Source organism: Flavobacterium ginsenosidimutans (assembly GCF_003254625.1).
Classification (GTDB): domain Bacteria; phylum Bacteroidota; class Bacteroidia; order Flavobacteriales; family Flavobacteriaceae; genus Flavobacterium; species Flavobacterium ginsenosidimutans.
Genome location: NZ_QJRJ01000063.1, coordinates 1 through 15,229, shown reverse-complemented (window position 1 = coordinate 15,229; position 15,229 = coordinate 1). Strand labels below are relative to the sequence as shown.

Annotated in this window: 16 protein-coding genes and 1 other RNA gene; 5 read left to right on the top strand and 12 right to left on the bottom strand. The window is 33.2% G+C overall.

Features of this window, described 5'->3' with window-relative positions:
• Positions 1–90: 90 nt before the first annotated feature.
• Positions 91–1,341: a cation:dicarboxylate symporter family transporter gene (locus DM444_RS01860; RefSeq protein WP_111283444.1), complete on the bottom strand. Its 1,251-nt coding sequence runs from the start codon at positions 1,339–1,341 to the stop codon at positions 91–93.
• Between the two features lie 32 nt (positions 1,342–1,373).
• An RNA gene (gene rnpB, locus DM444_RS01855) (RNase P RNA component class A) lies at positions 1,374–1,701 on the bottom strand.
• 126 nt (positions 1,702–1,827) lie between these two features.
• Between rnpB and DM444_RS01850 the strand changes: the two genes are divergently transcribed.
• A complete protein-coding gene (locus tag DM444_RS01850; RefSeq protein WP_111283442.1) occupies positions 1,828–2,121 on the top strand; it encodes an SH3 domain-containing protein in 294 nt (97 codons plus the stop codon).
• 99 nt (positions 2,122–2,220) lie between these two features.
• On the opposite strand, the gene DM444_RS01845 is transcribed toward DM444_RS01850, so the two are convergent.
• The 4 genes from DM444_RS01845 to DM444_RS01830 all read right to left on the bottom strand — a co-directional run bounded on the left by DM444_RS01845 (position 2,221) and on the right by DM444_RS01830 (position 3,759).
• Positions 2,221–2,514: a type II toxin-antitoxin system RelE/ParE family toxin gene (locus DM444_RS01845; protein WP_111283440.1), complete on the bottom strand. Its 294-nt coding sequence runs from the start codon at positions 2,512–2,514 to the stop codon at positions 2,221–2,223.
• Positions 2,507–2,755: a type II toxin-antitoxin system ParD family antitoxin gene (locus DM444_RS01840; protein ID WP_111283498.1), complete on the bottom strand. Its 249-nt coding sequence runs from the start codon at positions 2,753–2,755 to the stop codon at positions 2,507–2,509. Before DM444_RS01840 ends, DM444_RS01845 begins: the two co-directional genes overlap by 8 nt.
• 145 nt (positions 2,756–2,900) lie before the next feature.
• Positions 2,901–3,272 (bottom strand): LysM peptidoglycan-binding domain-containing protein, encoded by a 372-nt coding sequence (locus DM444_RS01835; RefSeq protein WP_111283438.1) that lies wholly within the window; start codon positions 3,270–3,272, stop codon positions 2,901–2,903.
• A gap of 7 nt (positions 3,273–3,279) precedes the next feature.
• Entirely contained in the window at positions 3,280–3,759 is a 480-nt protein-coding gene (locus tag DM444_RS01830; protein WP_111283436.1) for a BON domain-containing protein, read from the bottom strand.
• A 243-nt stretch (positions 3,760–4,002) separates the two neighbouring features.
• Here DM444_RS01830 and dnaX point away from each other — a divergent pair, with 243 nt between their 5' ends.
• Together dnaX and DM444_RS01820 are read left to right on the top strand one after the other, a co-directional pair.
• Positions 4,003–5,088, top strand: coding sequence for a DNA polymerase III subunit gamma/tau (gene dnaX / locus DM444_RS01825; RefSeq protein WP_111283434.1), 1,086 nt, complete (start codon positions 4,003–4,005; stop codon positions 5,086–5,088).
• 398 nt (positions 5,089–5,486) lie between these two features.
• Complete coding sequence (locus tag DM444_RS01820) at positions 5,487–5,774, top strand: DNA polymerase III (RefSeq protein WP_239455556.1); 288 nt, start codon at positions 5,487–5,489, stop codon at positions 5,772–5,774.
• Between the two features lie 84 nt (positions 5,775–5,858).
• Here DM444_RS01820 and DM444_RS01815 read toward each other — a convergent pair whose 3' ends face one another.
• The 6 genes from DM444_RS01815 to DM444_RS01790 form a co-directional block, all read right to left on the bottom strand.
• The gene (locus DM444_RS01815; RefSeq protein ID WP_111283430.1) at positions 5,859–6,437 is read right to left on the bottom strand and encodes an NAD(P)H-dependent oxidoreductase; all 579 of its coding nucleotides are present in this window, start codon (positions 6,435–6,437) and stop codon (positions 5,859–5,861) included.
• A 201-nt stretch (positions 6,438–6,638) separates the two neighbouring features.
• Complete coding sequence (locus DM444_RS01810) at positions 6,639–7,199, bottom strand: Crp/Fnr family transcriptional regulator (RefSeq protein ID WP_111283428.1); 561 nt, start codon at positions 7,197–7,199, stop codon at positions 6,639–6,641.
• Between the two features lie 22 nt (positions 7,200–7,221).
• Complete coding sequence (locus DM444_RS01805; RefSeq protein ID WP_111283426.1) at positions 7,222–7,794, bottom strand: TMEM175 family protein; 573 nt, start codon at positions 7,792–7,794, stop codon at positions 7,222–7,224.
• 19 nt (positions 7,795–7,813) lie between these two features.
• Entirely contained in the window at positions 7,814–8,704 is an 891-nt protein-coding gene (locus DM444_RS01800) for a Ppx/GppA phosphatase family protein (protein WP_008467933.1), read from the bottom strand.
• Positions 8,705–8,737: 33 nt separating this feature from the next.
• Positions 8,738–10,816: a polyphosphate kinase 1 gene (gene ppk1, locus DM444_RS01795; protein WP_162614903.1), complete on the bottom strand. Its 2,079-nt coding sequence runs from the start codon at positions 10,814–10,816 to the stop codon at positions 8,738–8,740.
• 5 nt (positions 10,817–10,821) lie between these two features.
• On the bottom strand, positions 10,822–11,307 hold the full coding sequence (locus tag DM444_RS01790; protein WP_111283496.1) for a SixA phosphatase family protein: 486 nt from the start codon (positions 11,305–11,307) through the stop codon (positions 10,822–10,824).
• 649 nt (positions 11,308–11,956) lie between these two features.
• Between DM444_RS01790 and DM444_RS01785 the strand changes: the two genes are divergently transcribed.
• A complete protein-coding gene (locus DM444_RS01785; protein ID WP_162614902.1) occupies positions 11,957–12,358 on the top strand; it encodes a hypothetical protein in 402 nt (133 codons plus the stop codon).
• A gap of 16 nt (positions 12,359–12,374) precedes the next feature.
• The coding region (locus DM444_RS01780; protein WP_162614901.1) for a SprB repeat-containing protein at positions 12,375–15,229 on the top strand (2,855 nt) is incomplete at its 3' end.

Sequence of the window (15,229 nt, the reverse complement as noted above, 5' to 3'; positions counted from 1 at the left end):
GTCGTAAAGTTTTTTTGGATCTAGTAAAGTAATTTTAAGCCCAAAGGAAAAACAAAAACTTAGTGTCTTTGTGTCTTCGTGGCTAAAAAACTATTCCTCCAAAACTGGATTCAAGTTTAATTCTGTAAAATCTCTTTCTGTTTTCGAAATGATGATTGTCGCCACAGTATTTCCAATCAAATTGGTAATCGCTCTGGCTTCGCTCATAAATTTATCAACTCCCAATAAGAACGCCAAACCTTCAACTGGTATTTTATGTAACGCTGTTAAAGTCGAAGCTAAAACAATAAATCCGCTTCCTGTAACTCCTGCCGCACCTTTCGAAGTAATCATCAAAATTCCGATTACAGTTAGAATTTCAAAAAAACTTAAATGCACATCATACAATTGCGCGATGAAAAGTACCGACATCGAAAGATAAATCGAAGTTCCATCGAGGTTAAAAGAATAACCTGTTGGAATCACCAATCCTACAACCGATTTACTGCAACCCATTCTTTCCAGTTTGACCATAATACTTGGTAAAGCCGCTTCAGAAGATGAAGTTCCTAAAACCAATAAAAGTTCTTCTTTTATATATTTTAAAATCGAAAAAATACTGATTTTATAATATCTCAAAATACTTCCTAAAACAAGAAACACAAAAAGTGCCATCGTCAAATAAACGCAAAGCATCAATTTTCCTAACGGAATTAAAGTTGCTAAACCAAATTTACCAATTGTATAGGCCATTCCGCCAAAAGCTCCAATTGGCGCCAGATACATTACATATTTTAAAGCCGTAAAAACGACTTTCGAAAATCGCTCTAAAACCAAAATGGTCTGTTCTCTTTTTTGATAGAAATTCAAGGCGATTCCGCAGACAATTGCAGCGAGCAAAACTTGTAACGTAAAATTAGACAAGAAAAACTGCAACCACGAAAAATGTTCAGAAGCACCTTTTGTATATTGACTAGCATCGCCAAAAGTTAAACCTGATTTATCAATTTTTCCTGGTTTAAAAATATAGGCAACTGCAACGCCAATTGCCAGTGCAACAGTCGAAACTACTTCAAAATAAGCCAAAGCTTTAACGCCAATTCTTCCCACTTTCTTTAGATTTCCCATTCCTGAAATTCCTAAAACAATAGTCAAGAAAATAATTGGGCCAATAAAAAGGGAAATTAGCTGAATGAACTTCTTCCCTAGAAATTCCATTTTTACGCCATTTTCTGGCGAAAAATGTCCAAGTAAAATGCCAGCAATAATGGCAATTAAAACCCAAAAAGTGAGATTCGTCAATACTGAATGGGAAAGACTTTTCTTGGTTTTAGGAGAAGGATTTGGAGTGGTTATATTCATGAAAAAATGATTAGATAGTTTCACAAATATATAAAAAATGCAGACCTGTAAGCCGGATTCTGTTCTTGTCTGGTTTTGCAACAAGACAATACCTTATCATTTATCTAGATCCACCATTACTGATGGACTCAATCTACCTACCCTTCGGCAACGAACGAGAAGCCCTTAAATGCCGATATACTTGGTATTTCACCGCATAGAGTTTACCTGGTTTCACTACAGCATTACCTGTACATACTTTCTGCTGCACTTGTCCTAATCCCTTTCGGAACCGACGGGCGTTACCCGCTATGCTTCTCTATGGTGTCCGGACTTTCCTCCCTCCCGATGAATCGGGACGACGATAAGGCGGTCTGCGCTGCAAAAGTAGCGATTTATGAACTAACAATAATGATTTTAAATTTCAGATTTTATGACTTTTACTCTAACTTTTTAATTTTAAAATAGTTATCTTTAGAAATCTATTATTAATAAATTCAGTTTATCATGAAAAGAATGTATCATTACGCAACTGTTTCAAAAGCTTTAGATCAATTGAATGAAAAAGGATTTACGTGCGATTTTAATCGAAATGCTGATGCGATTAAAAAGAATCCTGAAAAATTTGAAATTGTACATGTGTATCGATACGAGGGGAATTCGGACCCGGCAGATGAGGCAGTTGTATACGGAATTAAATCGACTTCTGGTAAAAAAGGAGTTTATGTTGCTGGCTTTTCAGCCGATTCAGATCAGGAGACAGCAAAATTTTTATTTGATTTAAGTATTAGAGGACGTTAGAAAATCAAGTAAAAAAATGAGAACAAAAAAATTATTCAATAATCTATGCCATTCCTGGAAACGGAATTCAAACCTTTCTAGGAATGACATAAAACATTATCAAAATTTACTTTTCAAATCCATTCTTCCATGAAGAATTCTTATAATTTCAATTTCTCCTTTTGAAATAACCTGATAAAATAAAATGTGTTCATTAGATTTATAACCCAATAATTTTTCTGTAACATTATCGTATTTCTTTCCAAGATTAGGATTTTCAGCAACTTCCTGACAAGAATCTAAAAGTAACAAATAATACTTATCGGCTTGTTTTTCTGACCATTCATCAAAAGTATAATTCCAAATATCAGCTAAATCTTCAACAGCTTTATTTGTCAAATAATATTTAGCCATTTTTTCTCTTTGCTCTTAAACTTTTAAGCTGTTCTTTCGGATCAAAATTTTCGGCACGTCCACTATTAACTCCATCCTGAATTGCTTTTTTTAAAACAATCAATTTACTTTCTTCTTCTTCCAAAAGTCTTAATCCTGCCCTAACAACTTCACTAGCATTCTTATATCTTCCGTCTGAAAGACTGTTTTCTATGAAGTTTTCAAAATGATTTCCAAGCGATATTGAAGTATTTCTTCCCATAACTTTTTCTTTTAACAATGTAAAGTTACCAAAAATTGGTAATTATTCATAATTAACTTAATTAATTTGTTCCTTGCAATGACATAAAATCACAACAAAAAAGTCCATCATTAAGACAGACTTTTATAACACAACATATGTAAAATTATGCTGTTGGTATTTTTAACTTCCAGCCGGGTTTAATCAAGTCTGGATTTGAGATAATGTCTTTATTCGCTTCAAAAATATCTTTCCAAGAAATACCGTAAGCCGCAGCAATTTTAGATAGCGAATCCCCTCCTTTCACAATATATTCTTTTGTTGCACCTTCTGTAACTGCAATATTCATTACAACATCTGCCGATCTGTATTCAGGATCAATTTTTTCGTACGCATTCCAAAGTTTTTCCTTATCAGAAGCCGATTTAGCTGTACCATCAATATAGAGCACATTATCATGTTCTCTCACCTGCAAATTAGCAATTCCAATTTCGGATGCTAAATTTACTACCTCTCTGTATTTATCTTGCAAACTCATAACCGCCCTATTTAATAGTTAATTTATTGTCTACTTTCTTGGGATGCAATTCTTGAATACTTTGTATTAAAGGCTGCAATCTATCTTTTGCAATTTCTCCCGAAAGTGTAACAACACCTCCAACAACAGTTGCGCTAACACCATCATAAGCATCAACTACTTTACTGACAGCTTTATCCAAATCGGTATCTGAATTAATTACAACAGTAGCTGCGGCTGGCTCTTGATTTGCTCTTTTAATTTCGCAGGTGTTCACAACAGATTTTACGCCTTTGGTTGCTCGTACACTTTTTTCGATATTTTTTTTGAAATTTTCATCATCACAAGTTCCTGTAATAGTGGCAACACCTTCATGAACTGTAACTTGAATTTCTGGAGTATCGTTTAATTTTTCACTGATTGCTTTTTCAATTTCTGCATCTTTTGGAGCACAAGCTATTAAAGAAATCGCAAGTCCCGTTCCTAATAAAATTGATCTGATTTTCATGATAATCTCTTTTAATAATTACTTTTTTAAAATTAAATAGATTAACTATCAAAAGATTATATGATATTGTTACGGATTTTATAAGTTTTCCAGTAAAAGAATAAATAAAAACGTCTTTTTATATAAAATATAACGTTAGGAACTCAAACTCAATCTACTCAAAAAGCTTCTAAAAGTTTTATGATTTTCAGATTTGTGATTTGGTAATTTTCAGACTATATTTGCTATCGAATAAAAAAGAATATGGAACAATTTGTAGTATCGGCACGTAAATATCGCCCGCAGACCTTTAAGGATGTTGTGGGACAAAAAGCCATTACAAACACTTTGTTGAATGCTATTGAAACCAATCACTTAGCTTCTGCTCTTTTATTTACAGGACCGCGTGGAGTTGGTAAAACTACTTGTGCGCGTATCTTGGCTAGAAAAATAAATCAGCCTGGATATGACGACCCTACAGAAGATTTTGCATTTAACGTTTTTGAGCTAGATGCTGCTTCAAACAACTCGGTTGATGATATTCGTAACCTTATCGATCAGGTTCGAATCCCGCCACAAACTGGACAATACAAAGTATATATCATTGACGAGGTCCATATGTTGTCTTCGGCAGCTTTTAATGCTTTTCTTAAAACGTTAGAAGAACCGCCAAAACATGCTATTTTCATTTTAGCAACAACAGAAAAACACAAAATCCTTCCTACGATTTTATCTCGCTGTCAGATTTTTGATTTCAAAAGAATTACGGTAAAAGATGCTAAAGAACATTTAGCTGATGTTGCTGAAAGTCAAGGAATCGTTTTTGAAGATGATGCACTGCACATTATTGCTCAAAAAGCAGATGGTGCAATGCGTGATGCTTTGTCAATTTTTGACCGTGTAGTTTCTTACTGCGGAACAAACTTAACTCGTCAAGCCGTAACCGAAAACCTAAACGTTTTAGATTACGAAACTTATATTACTGTTACCGATTTAATTCTAGAAAATAAAATTCCAGATCTTTTAGTAGCATACAATGATATTCTTGCTAAAGGTTTTGACGGACATCATTTTATTGCTGGTCTAGCATCGCATTTTAGAGATTTATTAGTGAGTAAAACTCCTTCGACTATTGCTTTATTAGAAGTTGGAGAACAAGCTCAGCAAATGTATGCGGTTCAATCTCAAAAATGTTCTCAGGAATTTTTATTGAAAGGAATTGACCTTGCAAATGACTGCGATTTAAAATACAAATTAAGTCAGAATCAACGACTTTTAGTTGAATTATGTTTGATGCAATTAGCCTCTATCAACTTTGATGGAGAAAAAAAAAAGCTGAGCAATTCATAATTCCGCCAACTTATTATAAAAATGGAAGCTTTTCTATTGTTGAAGTTGTAAGTCCAAGCAAAGAAAATCAAAATACAAAAGCACAAACAAGTTCGGAAGAAAATGCAAATAGCAATGCTACTAATACTGCTGTTGTAAATACTCCAAACACAGTTCAAACTCCAGCTGAAACTCCAATAGTTCAGGCTCAGGAGACTCCTAAAATAGATACAAGTGGTTCTCCAAAAGTTTCAGCTTTTTCTCTTGCCAGTATCCGTAAGAAAAAAGAATTAGAAGCAAGCAGTAAATCGTATGTTAAGCCATCTTCTGTTTTACCGACCGAAGAGTTTAACGAAACCGATATGCGTCTTCATTGGAACAAATATGCCGAACGTTTAGGTCAAAAAGGTCTCAAGATCATGGAATCGATTCTATTGATTAGTGATCCTGTTCTGAACGGAACAACAATTTCTTATGAATTGCCAAATGAAGGATCGAAACTAGAATTTGAAAGTCAGATGAATGGTTTGTTAGGGCATTTAAAAGGCCATTTACATAATCACGATATTACAATTGAAGTAATTGTAAATGAACAGGCTGAAACGAAAAGAACTTACAACAACCAAGATCGATACAATCGTTTCTTGGAAATCAATCCAAACATCGAGCTTTTGCGTTCTACATTTGGATTGGATTTGAAGGATTAATTTTTTTTTAATAGCCACAAATTCACGAATTTTTCTTTTTTATGCTATTTTTTTCTGTTTCGTGTTACTAAATAATTACTCCAATTATTTATTTTTGAACCCGAAATTATAGACTTTATCTAGCCATTTTTTTCGTTGTTCTTCATTAGAACCTTTTACAATTCCAATATAACTTACTTTAACCGGTTTTACACCGCAAAATTCTAAAGTAGATTTCTTTAATTGATTCACGCTAGGTCTTCCAAAAAACAAACGATAATACCAGCTTGGCTGATCTAAAGTTGTAATAATATGTGCTGTTTTACCTTTTAGTAATTTATCCCACCAAACTGAATTTTCGCGATACTGAAATGCCATTCCAGGAAGAAATAAACGATCGATAAAACCTTTTGTAATTGCAGGAAGTCCGCCCCACCAAACGGGATGAATCCAAACTAGATGTTCTGCATTTTGTATTTTTTGCCAAGCCTCTAGAAGATCTGGTTCTAAATCTGTACGTTTTTGATATCCAAATTGAAGATTTGGATTGAATTTTAAATCGGCAATTGTAATGGTTTCTACTTTTGCGCCTGAAGCAATGGCTCCATTTTTATAAGATTCTGCAATTCCAAAATTGAAGCTTTCTGCATTTGGATGTCCGTTTACAATCAGTATTTTTTTCATATCAATGTTTTTCCAAAAATACTATTAGTACATTTTCTTTTATAGGACAAATGTCCTATTCTTTTTTTTCAAGCAGATTTTGCCGATAAAGCAGATTTTGAAGACTGTCAAGATTTGCGCAGATTTTAATATCAGAATAAATAGAATTAAAAAAAATCTACTTAAATCATTTTAAATCTGCGTGAAACAAAAATTCAAAGTTTATAAAACAGCTTTACGAATTCGGCTTAAATGTCTTGGGGTAATTCCTAAATAAGAAGCTAAATATTGCATCGGAATTAACTGTATGTATTTTTGATGATTCTGATATAATTCTTCGTAACGTTCTGCTCCAGATAATTTCTGAAAAGAAACCATTCTTTTGTGCAGATTTACAAATTCTAATTCGGTCAATTTTCGACCCGTTTCCTGCCAATTGAATCCTGATTTATAAAGCTTTTCCAAAGCTTTCCGATCCAGAATCTGCAATTCTGTTTCGGTTAGAGCCTGAATATTTTCTTCTGCTTTTTCTTCGGTTATAAAACTGGCAAAAGATGCCATAAATTCATTTTCAAAAGCAAAACAATTGGTGATTTCATCACCTTTATGATTCATAAAAAAAGAACGAAGAATTCCTTTTTTTATAAATACTATTTCATTACAAATCTGGTTTTCAGTTAATAGAAGTTCTCCTTTTTTCAACGTACGAAACGTAATTAAATCATCTAAAAGATTTAATTCTTCCTCAGAAAAATCTTGAACAGACTGAAAAACGGTTTTCATTTTTACTATTATAAATCAATATTTAAGAAAAAACTCTTTCGATTCTTTTATCAGGAACAAGCCAAATTAAAGCCACGATAACATAACAAGCACCAGAAATCCATTGATTGTAAAATGAGGAAACAATTCCAATAACATTCAGAACTGCAGAAACTTTACCTTTTACATCTTTACCAATAGCTTTTCGTAAAGGCGAATTTATACCTTCTACATCTAAAACCATTTTCTGCAGAATAATATAAGCTACTGCACATCCCAGCAAAATAATTCCATACAATGCTAAAGGCGCTTTTTCAAAATTATGTTCTCCAACCCAACCTGTAGAAACTGGAATTAGGGATAACCAGAACAACAAATGCAAATTGCTCCAAAGTATTTTTCCGTTTACTTTAGATAAACCATGAAGTAAATAGTGATGGTTGTTCCAATAAATTCCAACATAAATAAAACTCAAAACATAGCTTAGAAATTTAGGAATTAAAGGCTTCAAATCAGCGAATTCGTTTCCGTGAGGGACTTTAATTTCTAAAATCATAATCGTGATAATGATTGCTAAAACACCATCACTAAAAGCTTCAAGCCTACCTTTATTCATTTATAAAAAAATAAGAAAATTAAATTTTACCGTAATACATCGCTTTTACAATACCATCAGAAAGTCCAATTTTTGGAACATAAATCTGGCGTGCTCCACTCCATTTCATCGCATTCAAATAGATACGAGTTGCGTGGATAATTACGTCGGCACGGTCAGAGTTTAAACCTAATTCGGCAATTCTCTGCTCATAAGTCAAAGAGTTTAAAAATGCGTACTGCGAGTTAACATAAATATACGAAAGCGGTTTTTCCTGCTGTTTTCCAGACATTTTAAACAATTTGTTAATGTTTCCTCCAGAACCTATAAGCGTTACCTCATCATAATCAGCTGTGTTGGTTTTAATCCATTTTTCGATTTCATCCCAAACTACATCATGAACCATGTTGTTCAATAAACGAACTGTACCCGCTTTGAAAGATCGTGAAGTAATCATTTTTCCATCTGAAAATAATGTAAACTCGGTACTTCCACCACCAACATCGACAAAAAGATAGGTTTCGTCAGATTTAATTAAATGATGCAAATCTGTTGAAGCGATAATTGCAGCTTCTTTTTTACCATCAATAATCTCGATTTTTATGTCGGCTTTTTTCTTAATTAAAGCCACAACTTCTTTAGCATTATATGCTTCGCGCATTGCAGAAGTTGCAAATGCCATATAACGCTCTACTTTATGTACTTTCATCAAAAGATTGAATGCTTTCATTGCATCAACCATTCGATCGATATTTTCTGGTGAAATTTCTCCAACCGTAAAGGCATCTTGTCCTAAACGAATTGGTACACGAACGAGGGAACTTTTATTAAACTGTGGTTCTTTTCCTTCTTGTTCTACAACGTTAGCTATCAAAAGCCTCATGGCATTCGAACCGATATCTATTGCTGCAAACTTCCTAATATTAATCATGCTCACTTTATGATTTGAAATTGGTTTTAATTATTAATTTACTTTTTGAGGAACCTCTTCTAGCGCTGCTACTTTATTCTGATAATATTTATAGGTCTCAAATTGTGCTCTAAAAGGGGCATGATTGTTCTTTGGCTTATATTTATTATCTAATTTATACGAATGATATCTCACTTTTACATTTCCTTTCCAAGCAATGTTGAAATTATCAATTAATTCTTTTTTAATTTCAAGGTCATAAATTGGACAAGTTACCTCAACTCTTCCATCTAAATTTCTTGTCATGAAATCGGCAGAAGAAATATAAACTTCGGTTAACCCTGCATTTCCAAAAATATAAACTCTTGAATGTTCTAAATAATTATCAACGATACTTATCGCTTCGATGTTTTCGCTCATTCCCGGAATTCCTGGAATTAGAGAGCAAATTCCTCTTACTTGAAGTTGGATTTTTACTCCTGCGTTACTTGCTTCATATAATTTATCGATCATTTTAAAATCAGACAAACTATTCATTTTTAATTTTATGTGCGTTTTTCTGCCAGCCAAAGCATGAAGAATTTCGCGGTCAATCAGCTTTATAAATTTGCTTCTTGTATAATGTGGCGATACGATTAAATGTTTGTATCTGTGAACTCTATAATTGATATCAAAAAACTCAAATATTTTTGATGTATCTTTTAAAATACCTTGATGGCAAGTTAAAAGTGTTACATCGGTATAAATTTTAGCTGTTGATTCGTTGAAGTTTCCGGTAGAAATAAATCCGTAACGACGGTTTTTACCTTCTTCCAATCTTTCTATAACACAAATTTTACTGTGTACTTTAAGGCCTTTAATTCCAAAAATAAGTTCAATTCCTTCTGTCTGCATTTGTTCTGCGTACGAAATATTCGAAGCCTCATCAAAACGCGCTTGAAGTTCGATCTGAACCACTACTCTTTTTCCGTTTTTGGCAGCATTAATTAGCGAACTGATAATTTGCGAATTCTTTGCCAAACGATATAAAGTAATTTTAATACTTGTTACTTTTGGATCTAAAGCTGCTTCACGCAAAAATTTTGTCAAATATGAAAATGATTGGTATGGGGCGTGAACTAAATAATCTTTTTTAGAGATTTTTTCTAAAATACTTCCTTCCAAACTCAACCCTGGAACCGGCATTGGTTCGTTTGGTTTATATAATAAATCGTAACGTCCTAAATTTGGAAAACTCATATAATCACGACGATTGTGGTATCTTCCACCCGGAATTATACTATCTGTTTCTACAATTTTCATTTTATCTAAGAAGAAATGAAGCGTGTCATCTTCAATTAAACTATCATAAATAAAACGAACTGGCTCTCCAATTCTACGGTCTTTTACCGATGAAGCAATTTTTTCGAGCATACTTTTACTCAAATCGCTATCGATGTCTAATTGGGCGTCACGAGTAATTTTGATCATGTGTGCCGAAACACTCTTATAATCAAATATATTAAAGATGTTTTTCAGTTTGAAACGGATAACATCATCAATTAAGATTACATATTGTTTTTCGTCTTCAGAAGGAAGAACTACAAAACGATTTATAGTTTTCGGAATTTCGATTAAAGCATAACGAACTTCTTCATTAGCCAATTCTAAACGAACTGCCAAATAACCTAATGTATCTTTTAGAATTGGAAAAACAGCTAAATCATTCAAAATAATGGTTACCAATTCTGGACTTAATTTTTGATTATAAAAGTCCTTCAAAAAACATTCTTGTTTTGGGGTAATTTGAGTTTCGTTTATAATAAAGATGTTTTCAGCTTCAAGCTCTGTTTCGATATTTCCTAAAATACGTAAACTTTCAGATTGCTGCTGAATTACGATTTCGGTAATATCCTTAATTAATTGATGAGCAGAAATACCACCTAAATATTTTTCGCCAGAAATACCAGAGAGACTTAATCGTCGAATGGCTGCGTACCGAACTCTAAAAAATTCATCTAAATTGTTTGAAAAAATTCCAACAAAACGGAGTCTGTCTAAAAGAGGAACCGTATTATCTCCAGCTTCCTGAAGAACTCTTGCATTAAACGCTAACCAGCTTTTTTCTCTATCGATATATTTCTGTTCGTACACTGTTATTATTTTAAATCTTTGGGGAAAATAGTTTTATGTGTTTTGCCTTTATTGATTGCATCCCAGCTGTCAGAGTCAAATCGCAATGACACAAATCCCGAAGTTGGAACATTTTCTATAAAAACATCCCCAAATTTATTAACAAAATTTGTAATAGCCTCGTTATGTCCAAAAAGAATAACGCTTTCAAAACTATTATCACACGATTTGATAACTTTTTCTAATTGTTTTTCGTCAAAAGTGTAAAGATCGTCTCTGTAAACGATACTTTCTATGGGGTAAGAAATGTTTTGAGCAAAAATCAAAGCCGTTTCTGAAGCTCTCGCTGCAGTACTACTCCAGATAATATAAGTCTTTGGAAGATATTTAGAAATATTTAATGAAACATCATGCGCATCTAAAATTCCTCTCTTCATTAAAGGACGATCGAAATCTTTTAATGGTGCTTCCCAACTTGATTTGGCATGACGTATTAAAATGAGATTTTTCATAAGCATCAATTTTTTAAAACCCTGATTTGGAGGTTCTTTTTTTAAATAAGTTCTAATTTACAAAAGTTATTTTAAACCTTTTCTATTTTTTATTTCTGTTAACATTATATCTAAATTTTAACAAGAATGAATTATTCGCAAAACACAAAAAGTTAAAAAAAAAATAATCTTCAAAATTTGTGTTTTATGTACTTCATCTATAAAATAAGTATTTGATCGATATTTTGCAATTTCGTAAAATTTTAACCAAATACTTGATTATTAATTATTTAGCCAGTTTAAAAAGTTTCCATTTTAGACAAAAAGTCAAAATTTTAAGACGATATTTTTTGCTTTTTAAAGTTAAAAAAAATCGTTTTCGACGGAAATTTTAATAAAAAACGAACACTTTAACGAGTTTTTAGGTTAGTTACAGATAAAAAAATATAATTAGAAAAACTCTAATATAACTTTGATTCTGTTAAAATTTCATAAATACTTTAAAACAAAATCTTAAGTTATGAAAACTAAATCTACTCTTGAAAAAGCAGTAAAATTTGTAAACAATTGTAAGTATATTTTTTTCTCGAAAAGAAATATCTTCAAAAAGAGCATTTTTTTCCTGCTGTTTTTTTTGATAACAACTTTTTCATTTGCTCAAAGTGAGAATGTGGATTCGTACTTAACAAACTTAGAAAACTCTGGTCAGAATTCTAAGCTTAGCCACGTCAAGCATCTTCTGTATGATTTACAGTCGGCGGTTTATTCTTCGTCGGGGGAAATAAACGTTTATGGCGATCAGCCTACTGTCTTATTTACAGATATGAACTCAATCAATAGTCTAAATACTTCTGTGTCTTTAAAAAACAATATTGAAATTGCCACGATTAAAATTGAGAAGTCATCAGATTTAAATAAATCTATCGATCTAAATTCTTTCTCTGGCTTTGAAAAGTTGCAATACATTTTCATCATTTCAGAAATTGAAACCAGCCCTTCTGTCATTAATAATCTGATTAAAAATGACTCTTCAAAATATATTCTTATTTATAAAATCTCTATAGGCGGATAATTTAAAACCCATTACTATGAAAAAATTCTACTCTCAACATTTTGCGGTTTTTTATTTCTTTTTGATGCTTGTTATTGGCATTACTGAAGGAAAAGCGCAAGTTATAAAACCGTTTAAAGAAAGAACTTCTTCGTATTCTCCTACAAAAACTATCTATAAAATTAAAGGGAATTTTACGATGATGGGGAATACTAACTTGACTTTACAGAATTATGCTGTTGACAGAACCAATGGAACAAATGCAATGGTTTATGTCGATAAGGATAGTGATAATCAAACGCATAACTCTTCTTCTGCGACTTTAGATTTGCTAAACGATAGCGGAACAAAATTGACAAACTGCTACAATATCGTTTATGCTGGATTGTACTGGACAGGAAGGGTTTCTGATGCAAATAATAGCCCTAACTCTTTTTCTGTTACTAAAAATGGGGTGACCAAAACTTTAGATAAAAGAAAAATTTTATTTAAAGGTCCGCTTGATAGCAGTTATGATGAATTTACAGCTACCGATATTTATTTTCCAACAAATGCCGATAACAATATGTTTACTGCTTATGCAGAAGTTACAGACTATGTAAGAACAAATGGAGTTGGTGAATACTTCGCAGCTAATATTGCAGCGACTGAAGGATCTGATGGAGGTTCAATTGGAAAATATGCTGGATGGGGTTTGGTAGTAGTCTATGAAAACTCTAATATGAAAAACAGAGATATAACTGTTTTTGATGGTCATGCTTTTGTACAAAATTCAGTAACTGCAAATTACAGCATTCCAGTTTCTGGATTTAACTCTGTAGCCTCAGGCCCTGTTGGAATTAAACTTGGGGTTATGGCTGGTGAAGGTGATGTGAATTATGACGGAGATTATTTTCAAATTCAAAAATTAAATACCAACAATTATCTTAGTTTAAGCCGAACAGGAAATACGGCAAATAATTTCTTTAATTCATCGATCAGTACTGGAGGAAATTCCCGAAACCCTAATTTGGTTAATAATTCAGGAGTTGACATCAGTATGTTTGATCTTCCAAACAGTGCTAAAGATATTATTGGAAACAATCAAACTTCGACCACTTTTAAGTACGGATCAACGATTGACACCTACACCATCTTCTCTATTGTCATGGCAGTCGATGCTTATGTGCCAGAAATAGAAGGTGTTCTTACTGCAACAACAATTAATGGAAGTGCTGCTGGTGCTGGTCCATACACCGTTTTACCTGGTCAAGAACTTGGTTATAAAATTCAAATAAAAAACAGAGGATCTGAAGCAATACAAAATAGTAAAATTGTTATTCCGATCCCGTACAACGCTACGTTTGTAAGCGGAAGTTTAGCAAAAACAGTAAATTTCACTCCTGCTCCTACACCAAATGCTTTGACGTATGAACCTACAATTGGTGCAAATGGGTCAATTGTTTGGGATATAGGAACATTACCACTTCCTTCTGATCCAAATACTGTTTTAGCAGAATTAACATTCAAATTAAAATCTACAGAAAACTGCGCTTTACTTAAAAATTCAAATTGCAGCAATGTAATTCAAGTAAACGGTTCATTGAGTGGAAAAGGTGTTAATTCTGGCGTAACCGTAACTGATAAAGCTTTAATCTTAGGTTATACATCATCTGGAAGCTGTACAGGAACTGCGATTTCTGCTCCGCTTCAGACCACAATAAATTCTACGAATTATACTAATGCAAATTGTCAGGCAACTTCGCCTACTATTGCTTTTACTTTTTGTAATGGTGCGTCTTCAATACCAATTACAGATGTAACAGGTTCGTTTCCTCCTGGATCTACATTTTACAATGCATATCCAGTAGTTGCTGGAACAACAACGCAATATACAATTAACAATCCGTTCCCTGCTACAGTTGGTACATCAACATATTATGCAATTCCTCCTGGAGCTACTGGTGGATGTTATTTCCAATTTACTATAACTATCGAAAGCATTACAACAATGCCGACAGTTACTACTCCATTAAATTATTGTGTTGGTGATACTGCAGTTCCATTAACTGCTGTACCAAGTAAACCGGAATATATATTATACTATTATCTAAATGCGAATTCAACAGGACAGCAAACGTTAACTCCTTCTACTGATACTGCAGGGCAATTTACTTATTATGTAGCCGAAGGAAAAACAAACGCTTGTATTGGTCCTAAAAAAGCTATTGTAGTTAATGTAAATGCGAAACCTACAGTAACAATAACTAATCCGCTTCCTATTTGTGCGCCAGCCACTTCGTTAGATTTGACTGCTACAAGCATTACTGCTGGAAGTTCATCAGGATTAACTTACACCTATTGGACAGATTCGGCAGCGACAATTCCGTATGCAAATTATGCAACCGCGATTCCTGGCACATATTACATTAAAGGAACAAACGCTTCTAATTGTTACGATATAAAACCAGTTGTTGTTACAAAAAGTACTGTAACTGTAACTGAAGTAATAGCTTCTCATGTAGATGTAACTTGTTTTAATCAATCTACAGGGTCTATTACTGTAAACAATGCTTCTGGCGGTGTTGCCCCTTATAGCTATTCATGGAAAAAAAATGGATCTGCTTATGCTGGCACTTCTCAAACTTTAAGCAATTTAGGATTTGGAAGTTATGAGGTTACTGCAACTGATACAAATGGATGCCAAGGAAAATTGACAATCACTATTACACAGCCTTCTGCGGCTTTGGCTTTGGGTGCTTCCTCTAAAACAGACGCTTCATGCTACGGAGCTAGCACCGGAACTGTGACTGCGGGAACTGTAGCAAACTCTGTTGGAACCGTGGCCTATTCTTGGAAAAACAGCGCTAACGCAGAAGTGGGAACAACAGCTTCAGTTTCAAACCTGCCTGC

Coding starts and splice junctions, on each gene's coding strand:
- DM444_RS01860 (WP_111283444.1), bottom strand. CDS start 1,341: ATGAATATAACCACTCCAAATCCTTCTCCTAAAACCAAGAAAAGTCTT.
- DM444_RS01850 (WP_111283442.1), top strand. CDS start 1,828: ATGAAAAGAATGTATCATTACGCAACTGTTTCAAAAGCTTTAGATCAA.
- DM444_RS01845 (WP_111283440.1), bottom strand. CDS start 2,514: ATGGCTAAATATTATTTGACAAATAAAGCTGTTGAAGATTTAGCTGAT.
- DM444_RS01840 (WP_111283498.1), bottom strand. CDS start 2,755: ATGGGAAGAAATACTTCAATATCGCTTGGAAATCATTTTGAAAACTTC.
- DM444_RS01835 (WP_111283438.1), bottom strand. CDS start 3,272: ATGAGTTTGCAAGATAAATACAGAGAGGTAGTAAATTTAGCATCCGAA.
- DM444_RS01830 (WP_111283436.1), bottom strand. CDS start 3,759: ATGAAAATCAGATCAATTTTATTAGGAACGGGACTTGCGATTTCTTTA.
- dnaX (WP_111283434.1), top strand. CDS start 4,003: ATGGAACAATTTGTAGTATCGGCACGTAAATATCGCCCGCAGACCTTT.
- DM444_RS01820 (WP_239455556.1), top strand. CDS start 5,487: ATGGAATCGATTCTATTGATTAGTGATCCTGTTCTGAACGGAACAACA.
- DM444_RS01815 (WP_111283430.1), bottom strand. CDS start 6,437: ATGAAAAAAATACTGATTGTAAACGGACATCCAAATGCAGAAAGCTTC.
- DM444_RS01810 (WP_111283428.1), bottom strand. CDS start 7,199: ATGAAAACCGTTTTTCAGTCTGTTCAAGATTTTTCTGAGGAAGAATTA.
- DM444_RS01805 (WP_111283426.1), bottom strand. CDS start 7,794: ATGAATAAAGGTAGGCTTGAAGCTTTTAGTGATGGTGTTTTAGCAATC.
- DM444_RS01800 (WP_008467933.1), bottom strand. CDS start 8,704: ATGATTAATATTAGGAAGTTTGCAGCAATAGATATCGGTTCGAATGCC.
- DM444_RS01790 (WP_111283496.1), bottom strand. CDS start 11,307: ATGAAAAATCTCATTTTAATACGTCATGCCAAATCAAGTTGGGAAGCA.